The sequence below is a fragment of the Mycobacterium sp. IDUB_28 genome, assembly GCF_055419285.1.
Window position 1 is genome coordinate 1 of sequence record NZ_JBVAXK010000019.1, and the last position, 13,897, is coordinate 13,897.

Annotated in this window: 15 protein-coding genes and 1 tRNA gene; 7 read left to right on the plus strand and 9 right to left on the minus strand. The window is 63.5% G+C overall.

Annotation, left to right across the window (positions count from 1 at the left end):
* Positions 1–242 precede the first annotated feature (242 nt).
* On the minus strand, positions 243–722 hold the full coding sequence (locus ACZYZ9_RS25005; RefSeq protein WP_463828867.1) for an SRPBCC family protein: 480 nt from the start codon (positions 720–722) through the stop codon (positions 243–245).
* 30 nt (positions 723–752) lie between these two features.
* Here ACZYZ9_RS25005 and ACZYZ9_RS25010 point away from each other — a divergent pair.
* From ACZYZ9_RS25010 to rplW, 3 genes are all read left to right on the plus strand, one after another.
* Positions 753–826, plus strand: a tRNA-Gly gene (locus ACZYZ9_RS25010).
* A gap of 524 nt (positions 827–1,350) precedes the next feature.
* Entirely contained in the window at positions 1,351–1,896 is a 546-nt protein-coding gene (locus tag ACZYZ9_RS25015) for a hypothetical protein (protein WP_463828868.1), read from the plus strand.
* Positions 1,897–1,956: 60 nt separating this feature from the next.
* The gene (gene rplW, locus ACZYZ9_RS25020; protein ID WP_463828869.1) at positions 1,957–2,361 is read left to right on the plus strand and encodes a 50S ribosomal protein L23; all 405 of its coding nucleotides are present in this window, start codon (positions 1,957–1,959) and stop codon (positions 2,359–2,361) included.
* On the opposite strand, the gene ACZYZ9_RS25025 is transcribed toward rplW, so the two are convergent.
* From ACZYZ9_RS25025 to ACZYZ9_RS25040, 4 genes are all read right to left on the minus strand, one after another.
* The gene (locus ACZYZ9_RS25025) at positions 2,358–3,287 is read right to left on the minus strand and encodes a tyrosine-type recombinase/integrase (RefSeq protein ID WP_463828870.1); all 930 of its coding nucleotides are present in this window, start codon (positions 3,285–3,287) and stop codon (positions 2,358–2,360) included. The two genes, rplW and ACZYZ9_RS25025, sit on opposite strands and share 4 nt — an antisense overlap.
* Positions 3,288–3,466: 179 nt before the next feature.
* Positions 3,467–3,751 carry a hypothetical protein gene (locus ACZYZ9_RS25030; RefSeq protein WP_463828871.1) on the minus strand — a complete coding sequence of 95 codons (285 nt, stop codon included), beginning with the start codon at positions 3,749–3,751 and terminating at the stop codon, positions 3,467–3,469.
* A complete protein-coding gene (locus ACZYZ9_RS25035; protein WP_463828872.1) occupies positions 3,751–4,446 on the minus strand; it encodes a uracil-DNA glycosylase family protein in 696 nt (231 codons plus the stop codon). Before ACZYZ9_RS25035 ends, ACZYZ9_RS25030 begins: the two co-directional genes overlap by 1 nt.
* A complete protein-coding gene (locus tag ACZYZ9_RS25040; RefSeq protein ID WP_463828873.1) occupies positions 4,443–5,045 on the minus strand; it encodes a recombinase family protein in 603 nt (200 codons plus the stop codon). Before ACZYZ9_RS25040 ends, ACZYZ9_RS25035 begins: the two co-directional genes overlap by 4 nt.
* Before the next feature lie 553 nt (positions 5,046–5,598).
* Here ACZYZ9_RS25040 and ACZYZ9_RS25045 point away from each other — a divergent pair.
* Entirely contained in the window at positions 5,599–6,108 is a 510-nt protein-coding gene (locus ACZYZ9_RS25045) for a transglycosylase family protein (RefSeq protein WP_463828874.1), read from the plus strand.
* Between the two features lie 577 nt (positions 6,109–6,685).
* Here ACZYZ9_RS25045 and ACZYZ9_RS25050 read toward each other — a convergent pair.
* The 4 genes from ACZYZ9_RS25050 to ACZYZ9_RS25065 all read right to left on the minus strand — a co-directional run bounded on the left by ACZYZ9_RS25050 (position 6,686) and on the right by ACZYZ9_RS25065 (position 9,078).
* Positions 6,686–7,171: a DUF456 domain-containing protein gene (locus ACZYZ9_RS25050; protein WP_463828875.1), complete on the minus strand. Its 486-nt coding sequence runs from the start codon at positions 7,169–7,171 to the stop codon at positions 6,686–6,688.
* A gap of 47 nt (positions 7,172–7,218) precedes the next feature.
* The gene (locus ACZYZ9_RS25055) at positions 7,219–8,049 is read right to left on the minus strand and encodes a CDP-diacylglycerol diphosphatase (protein WP_463828876.1); all 831 of its coding nucleotides are present in this window, start codon (positions 8,047–8,049) and stop codon (positions 7,219–7,221) included.
* 109 nt (positions 8,050–8,158) lie between these two features.
* Complete coding sequence (locus ACZYZ9_RS25060; RefSeq protein WP_463828877.1) at positions 8,159–8,572, minus strand: nuclear transport factor 2 family protein; 414 nt, start codon at positions 8,570–8,572, stop codon at positions 8,159–8,161.
* Positions 8,569–9,078: a DUF3237 domain-containing protein gene (locus ACZYZ9_RS25065; protein WP_463828878.1), complete on the minus strand. Its 510-nt coding sequence runs from the start codon at positions 9,076–9,078 to the stop codon at positions 8,569–8,571. Before ACZYZ9_RS25065 ends, ACZYZ9_RS25060 begins: the two co-directional genes overlap by 4 nt.
* Before the next feature lie 77 nt (positions 9,079–9,155).
* Here ACZYZ9_RS25065 and ACZYZ9_RS25070 point away from each other — a divergent pair, with 77 nt between their 5' ends.
* The 3 genes from ACZYZ9_RS25070 (at position 9,156) to ACZYZ9_RS25080 (ending at position 13,836) form a co-directional block, all read left to right on the plus strand.
* Positions 9,156–9,812 (plus strand): winged helix-turn-helix transcriptional regulator, encoded by a 657-nt coding sequence (locus ACZYZ9_RS25070; protein WP_463828879.1) that lies wholly within the window; start codon positions 9,156–9,158, stop codon positions 9,810–9,812.
* Positions 9,813–9,922: 110 nt separating this feature from the next.
* Positions 9,923–11,206, plus strand: coding sequence for a VWA domain-containing protein (locus tag ACZYZ9_RS25075; RefSeq protein WP_463828880.1), 1,284 nt, complete (start codon positions 9,923–9,925; stop codon positions 11,204–11,206).
* Between the two features lie 44 nt (positions 11,207–11,250).
* Positions 11,251–13,836: a flavin-containing monooxygenase gene (locus ACZYZ9_RS25080; protein ID WP_463828881.1), complete on the plus strand. Its 2,586-nt coding sequence runs from the start codon at positions 11,251–11,253 to the stop codon at positions 13,834–13,836.
* The last annotated feature ends 61 nt before the right edge of the window (positions 13,837–13,897 follow it).

A 13,897-nucleotide genomic window follows, 5' to 3' on the forward strand; every position in this document is an offset into this window, starting at 1 on the left:
CCGTCGAAAATCAAGATCGAAAACCGCAATCCGAACCGATCAGGCCGCCACGTCAACCCCGCGAAACATCCGGGCTAATGCGTGCCTGCCCACGGGAGGTCACAATACGAGATTACAAATGATAACGAAAGGGTAAACGACCCATTCTTGGAATTTGCAATGGGCATCGCACTATTAGCCCGGCAAATTACTCGGGGGTGATTCGTGCCGCCATCAGCCGCGGCGCGCAGGCCGCCGGGGCATCAGTCGGTGAGCCAGTCGGCCAGCTCCTCGAGCATCTGCCGGGCATATCCCCGCCAGCACCAGCCGAAGGCGGGCATCGCCATTGCTGCGAGCCGGGATCGCGGAAACATGTTGTAGCGCCACGTGATTCGAGTGCCGGTCCCGGCGGGGTCGAACAGGAACTCACCGTCGATCTTGGTCAGCAGAGTCTTCAGCGGACCCTGGAAATCGGTGATGCGGTAGCGCCACGCATGCGGTTCGTCGACGTCGACGACGGTCTCGCGGATGCTGCCGCCGCCGGCGAGTTCAAGCACCCGCGTCTGGCCCTGCGCGCCGCTCCAGTTATTTCCGTCACGTCCGCTCACTGCGCGGATCGGCGGAATCGGCCCGTAGCGCCGCCGGAACATAGTGGGGACGTCCATCTCGATGATGCCGCGGAACGCCTGCTCAGGGGTGACCGGGATGGTTCGGGATTGCTCGACCCGCGCGGTGTCTGGCATCGCACGATGCTAGCCTTCTGGGGCATCTGCGCCGATGTAGTTCAATGGCAGAACATCAGCTTCCCAAGCTGAATACGCGGGTTCGATTCCCGTCATCGGCTCCACGAAGCGCAGTTCAGAGCCTTGCAGGTCGCGACTATACTCGACTACAACTTGAGAGTTGTCGCTGTCTCGTCGCTCCTCGTGCGTCACGGCGCCCCGAAATCCGTTTGCTGCGCCCGAAGATGCGCTCACGATCCCTGCTGCGGCTTCGAATCCGGAACATGTTTCCGCGCGGGCGCTCCCCAGGGGCGTGGCGACACGCCGAAATCAAAGCCGTTCGCTATTGTTCGGCATATGGGTCTACATGGACGATTGTCGGGGTGACGTCCGGTGTGCTCCATCTGCCGGCCTAACCATCCTTCAAGCGCACCAAACGCCGCCTGCTCGCCGCCACGACGGCAGCACGGGGGCTTACACTTCCCAGACCTCGCCACGTCATTGCGCGGTCGACACCATCAGAGCCCTGCATCTAATATGGCCTGCCTAGGTACAACGGTGAGACATCCCAGGCAGTTTCCACAGCCGCAAAGATGGGTAGGTCAGCGCGATGGGAGCTGAGTCGCGTGAGTCAGGGGACGGAAGAGAGATGGCACGCGCAACCGCGCCGGTACCTGCTAGGTACTTTGCCGATAAGGCCACGATGTACAAAGTGGCTTTTGATGAGTCGGTGCGCGCACTGCAAGACCAAGACAACGAGTTGTCGAATGTTCGGGCTCGCTTAGTCAGTTACTTGTCGTTCATCGGCGCGTCTACGGCTTTCCTAGTTGGTTCGGGGCTCAAGCCAGTCCAAGGCGTCGCTGATCGGGGGTTCTGGTTCTATTGCCTGTCCGTGACGGGCACACTTGTAATGCTCGGCGCCATTATCTGCGTAATCATTCTCCTGCGGCCAGGAGTTGTCGAGTTGGCGACCACCGCGAGCGCTCAGAGAATCATCGACCTAAACATCGAACGTAACATTAATCCAGTTCAGAATGAAGGACAGCTTTACCACGATCTAGCGATCTTTAACGACCAGGCTGTCGATGCCAACGAAACCGCACTCAGCAAGGTGCGAATGTTATATTTCTGGGCCGTCATTTTAGGGGCTATTCAATTGGGCGCATGGGCTGGTGTTGTCTGGATTCAGGCTTGATTTGGGTAACCGGACTGCCTGACGTCGACTAATGCACAATTTGACAGCAATGGGGCTGCAATGAGCGAGCAGGCCTGGAGAAATCCCCTAAAACCCCGACAACCAGCGGAACCGAACGAGACCCCTCGTGGTCCAGGCCAACCGAAACCGCCCCCGCCCGACCAACCCAATTCACCATTAAGGCCGATCCGCAAGTCATATCATCCGGCTGATACTATCTATGTACCAGTCATCAGCGAAAAATCCCTCCAACAGATCGATTTCAGAACGTACAAGCTAGAGGTTCGGCCGAGCGCGAATAAGATTGAAATTAGAACTGCGGTCGAAAAAGCATTCAGCGTCAAGGTTCGACGTGTTAATACGTTGAACATGCATGGCAAGGTTAAGCGACAGGGCCGTAGGCGAGGGCGCAAAATTGCGTATGTAACCCTGACTGACGACAGCAGGGTGATCGAGCTTTTTTAACCGCGCCTTCGCATCGGCACCACGTTCGGCGCGGCTGGCTGGCTCATCGCTTCCAACGCGGCCATATCGCCGCTGGCGTCGTCGTCGGGGAACAAATGCGTATAGACGTCCAGCGTCGTGGTGATCTTCGCGTGCCCTAGACGACGGCTCAGCTTGTCGGCTCCGATACCGGCTGCAACGCACAAGCTCGCATAGGTGTGCCGCAACGAATGGAACGTGATCTCTGTAGGAATCACCGTGTCACCGACCAGCCGATTCGCCCGAAGCACCGCAGGCCGGAACACCGACTTGTAAAACGACTGATGCCGGAGCAACCCCGACCAGTCGAGCACCAGGCGCGCGGCAGCCTCATCGACGCTTAACTCCGCGAGGGCGGTGGATTGGCGCTGCGCTTTGGCCGCAGCCGTTAACGCCCCATCGCTGGCGCGCTTGCCGGTCGGCTTCGACGGTTTGAGCGTCACCGCACAGAACAACGGCGCGGTCGGCTCGTCGCGGCGTGGGTGGCCCGCCAGGTAGTAGCGCAGCATGTCCGCAGTCGCCGCCGTCAGCGGCACCCGGCCCTCGCTACCTTTGGTCTTGGTCGTGTCGTAGACCAGTGCGCCGCCTGAGTCGATCACCGTGCGCTTAACGGCCAGCCACACCGTGCCGTTGGGGTTGACCGGCCAGGCGATGTCACCGACGCACAGACCCGCTAGCTCGGCCGCACGCAGACCCCACCACGCCGCCCGATGCACCAGCACCGCACACGGCCACGGTGTTGCTTCGACTAGCGCACAGACTTGGGCCGCAGTGAGGAACTGCGACGGATCATCGACCACACCAGGCGTGCCGCCTGACAAGGTGCGTTCGGTCGGCAACCTCACGTGATCGGTCGGGTTGACCATGATCCGGCCATCGGCCACGCATTGCGAAAGCACTTGTCGCACAACGAAATAATGGTGCCTCACCGTCGACACCGATTTGCCGGCCTTAATCAACGCACCCACCCACTCGGCCACGTCTGCGCGCCGGATTTCGTTGACCGGGCGGTGACCGAACGTCGAAGCAATCGACAGATCGGCGGTCGATTCACCGGAACTGGTGCGCCGGGCTCTGGTTTTGTCGGCTAGCAGGTTGTGTATTCGGCGCGGGTGCGCGGCTTCAAATCGTGGCGGCTAGCCAACCACTGCGCGGCCACATCGGCGAAGGTTGCCGATCCCAGCTCGCGCAGCTTTGTCGGTGACTGACCTTTCAACAAAAGCGTTTTCACGTCATCGAGCTTGTTTTGTGCGGCCTCGCGGGTATCGAACGTCTCGGTGTGCCGGGTGCCGTCTTCAATCCAGGTAGCTTCGAAACGCTTAACCGGCTTGCCGTTGACGCGGGGACGTGCGTTGCGGATACGGACGTGCATTACGAACCTTCCTCAGTTGCAATGCCTTCCGGCACCATGCCTCCGCACGTGGGCTCGACGCGAGCAGGCGGCTGGCCTCGCAGCGACCCTTTAGCGATGGCCCACTTCAACGCTGCGCTCACGTTGTCGACCCATTCCTCTTCGAGGGCGTCGTCATGTTTGCGAATGATCCAAGAGGGATGCTTTGCGAAGAATAGCCGGGGCACGAGCTTTGACCGGACATTGCGAGGAGCAACAAACGGCCACGGCACCGTCCGCGCAGTCGGGTAGAGAAACGTCAAGACGCGGCTGGCGTCGTCACCTAGTCCAATAACTAAGCTAGGGCGCACGATCTCAAGTTCGCGGTATAGATACGACGAGCAGTTCGCTATCTCGTGGGTGTACGACTCACGATTCTTGGGCGGATGGCAATGGACCGCATTCGTGATGAAGAGTCTGTCTTTTCTTATCGGAACCCTGGCGAAACTGCGGTTGAGCAGACTTCCGCTCCCCTCGTAGAACGGTTCCTGAGGCTCCATGCACTGATCACAGAGGCTCTGCCCAACGATAGCGACCGGCGAATCCAAATTGCCCCAGCCAGGTGCTGACTCGGTTTCGCGAGGGCGATTCAACCCCTCACAACGCCGACACGTCTTGATCTCAACGTCAAGCAACGCCTTTCGCTGGCGACGAATTCCCTGCTCCGGGTCGGTCATACGGTTGCCTCGCCTTCGGTTTCCGCAAGCACTCGGTATACCGTCGCACGACTGACGCCGAGCGTGCTGCCGATGGTTGAAACCGGTTCGCCTGCCGCGTGCATGCGCCGGGCTAACGCAGCCTTGGATTCGTCGAGCGCCTTCGGGCGTCCGATTGATTGGCCGCGTGCGCGTCGTGCTTCACGCGCTGCACTGCGGCGCTCGCGACCTAGCTCCAATTCCAGTTCAGCCAAGCTCGCTAGCACCCCGGCAATCATGCGCCCAGTGGCGTTGGATGTGTCGATACCCTCGCGCAGCGAACGCAGCACGATTCCGCGTGCGTTTAGGTCTCGAATTGTCGTCATGACTTCGGCAGCATTGCGGCCCAATCGGTCGATGCCAACCACGGTGATCACGTCGTCGGGACGGGCGTAGTCGAGCAGAGCTGTTAGACCGGGGCGTCGCTCGCGGGTGGACATACCAGTCAGTTTGTCGCGGTAAATACGCTCTGCTGCAATACCTTCGGATGTCAGCGCATCGACTTGAGCGTCTAGTGCCTGATGTCCGGTCGATACGCGAACATAGCCAAGCGTGGTGCCGGTAGCGGTGGGTGCGGTCATCGTCCCATTGTCTCATAAGTCGCAAAATACCGTTTTTCGAACACATACTTTTGCTTCAACTTGTGGGACATGCCGAGCAGGATTTTTCGGTCGGCATTGCGACAACTGAACGTCGTCTCACAACTAAAGATTTGCGACTCATCCTGATCGGCCAGGCGGCAACGCTCGCTGCGGTCGGTGCAGCTTTGCATGCCCCACCGTCGCCATGCTGTTCATCGCAGCCGCGCGGATCACGGCCTCATTGAGCGGCAACAGTTCGTCGGGCGGCGAATCACCTGTACCGAACGGATCGAAACTGCCGCCCAACGGCTCGCCTGGCGGCGAATCGTCGGTGACTGGTGTCGTCCGGATAGGCATCGGTCTGTTGAGCGCCCTCGGTCACGATCTCGGCGTCGACCACGCCATCGGGATCAGCAGCCGCGAGGGCGTCCCGGACCCTTGCGCCCGCAATACGTCTTGACGGGGGTGGCGGACGCGCGGCTGCCAGCGCGAGAGGTAAGGCGGGGGTGAACTGGGACGCGATCGCGGCGAAAGAGTCCGGCGGCAACTGGCGATGAACACCAGAAACGGCTACTTCGGCGGCCTGCAATTCACGCAATTCACCTGGGAATCGATGGGCGGCAAGCGGTTCGCCGAGCGGGCCGACCTCGCCAGCAGGGAACAGCAAATCGAGATTGCGGAGGAAACCCTTCGCCAGCAGGCGCCGGGGGGTGGCCGAACACGTTCGTTCCGGGCGACCTTAATCCGGCCGCGGCCGGCGCCAACGCGCGTCCTGTTGGCGCCGCTGCGCCGGCCGGCAATCAGGGCGCCAGCAAGCCGCAATGCGCCGGCCGTCGTGATCGAAAACGCCGGCATGGCTCCGGCGAGCTCGAAAACCGCCTCAACGCGACCTGGAACGCCCGCGGCGGGCAAGGATGGGGAGCGAACTGATGGCCGCACCCAGGCTCCTTCTCTGCCAGGAACCGATGGACGGCCGACCGGAAATTACACCGGGGTACGGCGGTCCTTTCCGGCACCACGGTTGCGGAATTCCCCGCGGCCGAGAACCTGCCGAACTGGCTAATCCAGCAGGGCCGGCGTTGCTCGCGGGAGGCGCAAGCCGCCGCCGAGAAACGTCACCGTGACCGCGGTACTGACACATTGGGCCGTCCGCGACTTCGCCGCGGGTGTCCTGGGGTTCGACTTGGTTACGACGGAGAACATGAGCGAGTTGTGGCTGATCTGCACACCCGAGATTGCCGACCGGATCGGCAGAAACCCGCGTCGCCCTGATGTCGACGTTTTGGTCGCCGCCGGGGTGCGGACAGTTCCGTACCCTTCCCGTCGTCTTCCAGCCCTCGTCGTCGCCTGCTGCGGCCCGCGCTGCCGCCGCGCAGCTGCATCGGCGCCCCGGTAACGCCAATTCAACTTGTTGTCATCGCCTCATCAACAAGTGAAAGGTGCCGTCAGTTGTTTTTGGTCAACTAAAACCAAATGGAACTGAATTTCATGCATGTAATACCAACCAGTGAGGCTGTACACTTGGTTTGTGCAGGTCGAGCTGTTTGCGTCGAGCCCGCTCGGCAAAGCCGTCGACTGTCGCGCTTCGTTAAGGCGGTCCCGCCGACTTTTCCTGGCAAGAAGGTGAAGGCGGCAAGCGCTTACTGCGTGAGAAACACCCCGATCACCCACGCGACGGTGGCGAACAGTGCGGCAGCCAGCTCGACGCCCATCGATAATGCGACACCTTTCACGGCGTGCTTCGTCGAAGTCCATGCCAATCGCTGGTCTCCGCGGACGGCCAACTCGGCCACGTAGACACCCAGCACGAAGCCGATCACCAGGCCGACCACCGGGATCGCGAAGAAACCGATGATGCCCCCCACCGCGCCCGCCACCAGACTCAGCGTGCGCACGTCGGCCGCCCGCATCCGCTTCACGGGCCAGGCGTATTTGATCAATAGAGCAGCACCGAGCAACGCGGCCACCACGCCCAGCGTCACCCAGGCGGTGATGTTGTCCTCGACGACGGCCCACACCACGATCGCGACGAACACCAGCAGCGTGCCCGGTAATAGCGGCACCACGATGCCGATGATTCCGACGGCGATCGCGAGCGCTACGAGGACGATGCCGGCAGCACTCATGCTCTCAACCTATCTCTGGTGACGGCTGCCCGGCCGTACTCCTGGAGCTACTGGCGATACAACAGACCGTCGATGGTCTTGATGCCGAACGGGTGATGCCCCTGCGTGCTGAGCTGTCCCTGGCTGTTGATGATGTAGAACCCGCCGGATGCCGCCGTGGTGACGGCGATGCACTGATGCTTCATCTCACCGGCCTGGCCCTGTGCGACCGTTTTGAAGGCTTCCTCGAAGATCGGTTGGTCCAGATTCTTCACATGCACCCACCGGAACAGTCGACCGTTGAGCTCGATCGTCTTCTTCGGCCAGTCGCCGAAACTCTGGGCGACGGGCACCTTGTTCTTCTCCGCGGCGTTGATCTGGTCGCGCACATTCTTCTGCAGTTTGGTCACGTGGATGTGCATCTGGTTCTGAGTCCGCGCCTGCGGGTCCCCGGAGTTGATGCCGAGAGCCCAGTCGGTGCCGGCGAGTTTGCTCTGTGCGTTGTTGACCCACGCTGCGGCGTAGGGCCACAGGTTGAGCATCTGACCCTTCCAGCACTTCTCGCATTCGATGCCGGAAACCCGAATCAGCGGGATACACAACCAGTCCCACGGACCTTTCGCTCCCGTCTTGATCGCGTACCCGTACGCCCGGTCCTTGTTGGCGGTGGGGAAGTCGACCAGTGCCAGGGTCTTGGCACCGGGTTGCGCATCCTTGACGGCGGCATAGAGTTCGCCGCCATCGTTGGGGCCGCCGCAATCTGGTCCCGACGCGGCTGGGTCGCCGAAAGCCGGCCACGCGGCGGCACCTCCGAGTGCCGCACCGACGCCCAATGCGCTTGACGCGGTGAGGAATCTGCGACGGTTCACGCTGCGGTCGGTCGAGCCCGTTTCAACCATGAGGCGCCCTTCACCTAACTCAGTCGAGTAGCCGCACAGTATCGAACATTCGACCAGGTGTCTTGGTCGGCAGTTGAATTCTCACCACCGGGGCCGAGCGACGGTGACGCTACGTCGGCCGCCTCCGCGTCACCGGGGTCAGTGCCTGCTCGAACGCGACCCCGTCGACGAAGGTGTCTTTGCGCAGCACCTGCCAGTGGTCCGTCACCGTCACCAGGTCCATGCAGTCCCAGCTCACGTCCCGTCCTCCCCCGGCGCCATCAGGCAGCACACACTTCAGCGTCCAGTCCAAAACCCAATGGCTGGAACCGAATTCCGTGCGGTGGACGTCGAATTCGAACTGGGGCAACACGGCGAACATCGCGGCGAACGCGTCGCGAACGGCAGCGGTCCCCGTCACCGGACGACGGCCGTGGCGCAACCAGAACGTCGTATCGCTCGCATGAAGCGCCACTATCGCGTCGGCGTCGCGGGCGGACCAGGCGGCCAGGTAACGGCTGTACAGATCGTGCAGCCGGTTCATCGGACCGCGAAAACCCGGTAGCGGACTTCCGAAAGCGACACTTCATTGATCGCCACGGTGTGTATCGCGTTGATCCAGCGGTAGCGGTCATCGTCAGTGTCGAACAACGGGCTCGAGCGGGCGATCATCTGGTCGTGGCGGATGAATTCGCCGCTGGTGAATCGTCCGGCGGTCTCGCGATCCATCTCCACCCTGCCGGTGTTGGTCATGTGGACATACGCGCCGTCATCGGTGCGCAGGGTGGCGCGGACGTCCAGGCGTGCGATGCGGTCGGTGCCGAACAGGATCCAGTCACCGCCGCCGGGCAGGATGTCACCGGCGATCCGGGGACCTTCACATCGTCCGTGCTTGACCACATAGGTGAACCGGGTGCCGACCGGTGTGGAAAAGATCTGCACCGGATCGAACTCGATGCGGATGTCGAGCAGGTGGTCCAGCGCCGGGCGTGCGTCGACGTCGATCAGGCCGGTTTTCGGGTTGCCATCGGCAGCAGTGGGTCGGCTCACGCGGTCGACGCTACACCCGCATACTTGGAATTTCCAAGTACCAACTTGGATATTTGAAGCTACTGTAGGATCGTTCCGTGGCGGCGAAGTCATATGGTCAGCACTGCGCGCTGGCGAAAAGCCTGGACATGGTCGGAGACCGCTGGACGTTGCTGGTGGTGCGCGAGCTGCTCGACGGCCCCCGCCGCTACGTCGATCTGCTGCACGCATTGGCACCGATCGCTACGGACATGCTGGCCGCGCGGCTGCGCGAGTTGGAGAAGAACGGCTTGGTTTCGCGCCGCACCCTACCGCCACCCGCGGCGGCCAAGGTCTACGAACTGACCGACGCGGGTCGCGCACTCGAGGACGTCATCAACGCGTTCGCACGTTGGGGCCGTGGGCTTTTGGAGACACGCAACCCAGAAGACCTGGTCCGCCCTCAATGGCTCGCCAGGGCGGTGCGGGCCTACGCGCGGGACGAACGGCCCGGGGTCGATCTGGTGTTGCAACTGGTCACGCCTGAGGGATCCACCACGCTGCACATCGACGAGCACGCCGTCGTAGACGCCGCACCGGACGAACCGGACGTCACGCTGGTCGGATCGGCGGAAACACTTGCGGCGGCGATGAATCCGGCCCGATTTCCGGAGTTGGTCGCCACCGGAGCGCTGACCGTCAACGGGCGGTGCGCTGCCGTGCGCCAGCTGGCGAAGGTGTTCGGATACTCCGGCTTGCCGTTGACGCTGCGCTGAGGGCAGCGTCGACAAGCACTTCGTCGGCACAGCCGCAGAGTCAACGCCGACGGGATGACGGGGCTCGGCCCATCTACGCTGTAGCCACGATCGGACGAATCGGAGGGTTCATGGCCGAGCTGACCAAGGGCGCCAACGCGCCAGTGCCCACCGCCGAACTTGTCGTCGAGGTCAGCTGGCAGGCCGTGGCCGGCGTCGACGCCGACGCCAGCGCTCTGCTGCTGACCACCGCGGGCAAAGTGCGCGACGACGCCGACCTCATCTTCTACAACCAGCCCGCCTCGCGCGACGGGTCGGTTCGGCACGCCGGTTCGATCCCGACCGGCGGCGACCGCCTCGTCGTCAACACCGCCGCCGTCCCGGCCGGCATCGACCGTGTCGCGTTCGTGGCGTCCATCCACGACGCCGCCGCCAAGCGTCAGACCTTCGCGCAGCTGCCCGGGCTGTCGATCAAGGTGTCCTCCGGCGGGGAGCCGGTAGCGAGCTACTCCATCTCGGGGCTGACCACCGAAACCGGGCTGATCTTCGGCGAGCTGTACCGCCGGCAGGGCGCTTGGAAGTTCCGCGCCGTCGGGCAGGGCTTCGACTCGGGGCTGGCCGGCATCGCGACGACGTTCGGCATCTCCGTCGACGACGAACCTTCCCAGCCGCCGCCACCCGCACCGACCATCGATATGAACAAGCAGCGGCAGATCAACCTGCGCAAGACGGTATCGGAGAAGTCGCCGGTGCTGCTCAAGAAGTTCGACGCCGCCAGCGTCTCGCTGGAGAAGCGCGGCTTCCTCGGCGAACGTGCCGAGGTCATCTTGGTGCTCGACGTCTCCGGTTCGTCACGCCCGCTGTTCAGCAACGGCAGCTACCAGGAACTCATCGACCGGTTCCTGGCCATGGCCCTGCTGTTCGACGACAACGGCACCGTGGACACCATCCTCTTCGATCACCGGGTGCACGAGGGCGAGCCGGTCACTCTGGCCAACCGCGAGGGCTGGACCGACCGCGCCATCAACCGCAAAGGCATCTGGGGCATGACCAAGTACGCGCCGCCCATCGAACAGATCGCCGCCGGTCTGCGACGTGGCGCCACACTGCCCACCTACGTCGCCTTCATCACCGACGGCGGCAACAGCGACCGCAAAAGCGCCACGGACGCCGTGCTGCGCGCTTCCGGTTTGCCGATGTTCATCCAGTTCATGGCGATCGGCCGCGAACGCGACTTCCCGTTCCTGCACAAACTGGACGAGTTGACCGGCCGCGAGATCGACAACGCGGGGTTCTTCGCCGTCGAGCAGGTGACGACGCTGAGCGACGCAGCGTTCTACGACAAGGTCATGACTGAGTTCCCCGACTGGCTGGCCGCGGCACGGGAAACCGGCATCGTCGGCAGGGGCCGCTGAGAAGACCCCTAAACAAATGGCGCGCGAGCAGCGATGATAGGCGTATGAGTGATGTACGCCACACCGATGTGGATGTCATCGTCGTCGGCGCCGGCTTCGCGGGCCTGTACTGCGCGTACCGGCTGGGCCGTGCGGGCCATTCGATGCGCATCATCGAAGCCGGTGACGACATCGGTGGCACCTGGTTCTGGAACCGGTACCCCGGCGCCCGCGTCGACATCCCCAGCGTCGACTACATGTTCAGCTTCGATCCGGACTGGTCGCGTGACTGGCAGTGGTCGGAGAAGTACGCCACCCAGCCCGAGATCCTGCGCTACCTCAACCACGTGGCGGACAAACACGACCTGCGCCGGGACATGCAGTTCGGCACCCGGGTCACCCACGCGCACTGGGACAACGACTCCGGTATCTACCGGGTGGGCACCGACCGCGGCGAGCAGATCACCTGTCGCTACCTGGTGCTGGCGACCGGTTGCCTGTCGGTACCGAAGGACCTCGACATCGAGGGGGTCGAGAACTTCACCGGGCAGGTCTATTTCACCGGTCGCTGGCCGCACGAACCCGTCGACTTCACCGGCAAACGGGTCGGCGTGGTCGGCACCGGATCCTCTGGCATCCAGTCGATCCCGCTCATCGCCGCCCAGGCCGCACAGCTGACCGTCTTCCAGCGCACGCCGTGCTTTTCCATCCCGGCCCACAATGGTCCGATTGCGCCGGAGAAGCTCGCCCAACTGGCCGACGACGAGGCGTACCGCAACGCCGCGAAATACTCCTTCGGCGGGGTACCGGCCGAACGCACCATCACCCCGGCGTTCTCGGTGTCCGCCGAGGAGCGGCGGCAGCGGTACGAAAGTGCTTGGCAGCGAGGAGAACTGCTCGAAGTCCTCAACCTCTATGCCGACCTGATGAGCAATCCGCTGGCCAACGCGGAATTCGCCGAGTTCATCCGCGACAAGATCCGCGGCATCGTGCGTGATCCGCAGACAGCGGATGCGCTGTGCCCCACCAGTTATCCGGTCGGCGCGAAGCGGCTGTGTCTGGATACCGGTTACTACGACACCTTCAACCTGCCGCACGTGCGGTTGGTGAACCTGCGCGACCAGCCGATAATCGGCCTCACCGAGACCGGAATCGACACGGCCACCGAAACTTTCGAGCCCGACGCGATCGTCTTCGCCACCGGGTTCGACGCCATCACCGGCGCGGTTGCGGCGATCGACATGGTGGGTCGCGGCGGCCTCACCCTGACAGACAAGTGGGCGCACGGTCCGTCGACGTATCTGGGCCTGACCACCGAGGGATTTCCGAACCTCTTCCTCATCGCCGGCCCGCACAGCCCGTCGGTGCTGTCGAACATGGCGGTGTCGATCGAGCAGCACGTCGACTTCGTCGCCGACGTCCTGCAGTATCTGCGCGAGCACGAGCTGAACCAGATCGAACCCACTGCGCTGGCCGAGGCCGGATGGATGCAGCATTCGGACGACGCGGCATCGATAACGCTGTTCCCCCAAGGTAACTCGTGGTACGTAGGGGCCAACGTGCCGGGCAAGCCACGCACCTTCATGGCCTACGCCGCCGGAGTGGACTTCTACCGCGCGGCGTGCGACGAGGTGGTGGCCCGGGACTACCTGGGTTTCCGGTTATCCGGCAGCGCCGGTGTGCAGTGCAACGACGGCGTGGTGCGCCGTCTGCAGCCCGACGTTCAGATGGTGCTCGAGCAGATGGCGCTGTTGAATCCGCCGCCGCTGGAGTCGTTGCCGCCCGAGCAGGCGCGTGCCTTCCTCGACGAGATGAACCTCGCCCGCCCGCCCGGCCCCGAAGTCGGCGAGATCGTCGACGGAACCCTGCCCGGCGCGGGGGGCATCCTCAATTACCGCCTCTACCGACCGGCCAGCCCGGGTCCGCACCCCGTCGTCGTCTATTTCCACGGCGGCGGCTGGGTTCTGGGCGACTCCGTTTCCGACGACCCGCTGTGCCGTGATCTGTGTGTGCGCAGCGAAACGCTGATCGTCTCGGTGGACTACCGACACGCGCCGGAGCACCGATTTCCGGCCGCGCTCGAGGACGGTTGGGCCGCAGCGCAATGGGTCGCCGAGCACGCCGCCGAACTCGGCGGCATTCCCGGGCAGCTCGTGGTGAGCGGATGGAGCGCGGGCGCCGGGATCGCGGCCGTGGTAAGTCAACTCGCCCGTGACGCAGCCGGCCCGGCGATCGTCGGGCAGGTGTTGTTGACCCCCGTGACCGACTCCGATCAGACCCGCGCCTCCTATCTGGAGAACGCCGACGGTTACGGTCTCACCGCCGCGATGATGCGGTGGTTCTTCGACTGCTACGCCGACCCGCAGGTACGGGACGACCCGCGGATCGCACCGTTGCGCGCGGCCCATCTGTCGGGGTTGCCGCCGGCTGTGGTCGTCGTGGCGGATTTCGACCCGCTGTGCGACGAGGGCGTCGCGTACGCCGAAGCGCTCGCCGCAGCAGGCGTTCCCACCGAGCTCATCCGGGCCCGCGGCCACACGCACCTGTCGCTGTCCATGGTCGACATGGTGGTCTCCGGTGCGCCCATTCGCGCCCAGCTCGCCACCGCCCTACACGGGTTCTTCGCGACCGACTCCGTCAAGTCCGCCTAACAGCGGGATGCTCGCATTCGCCTGCCCGACCTGCCGCAGCTACGCCGCCTTCGAATCCCGA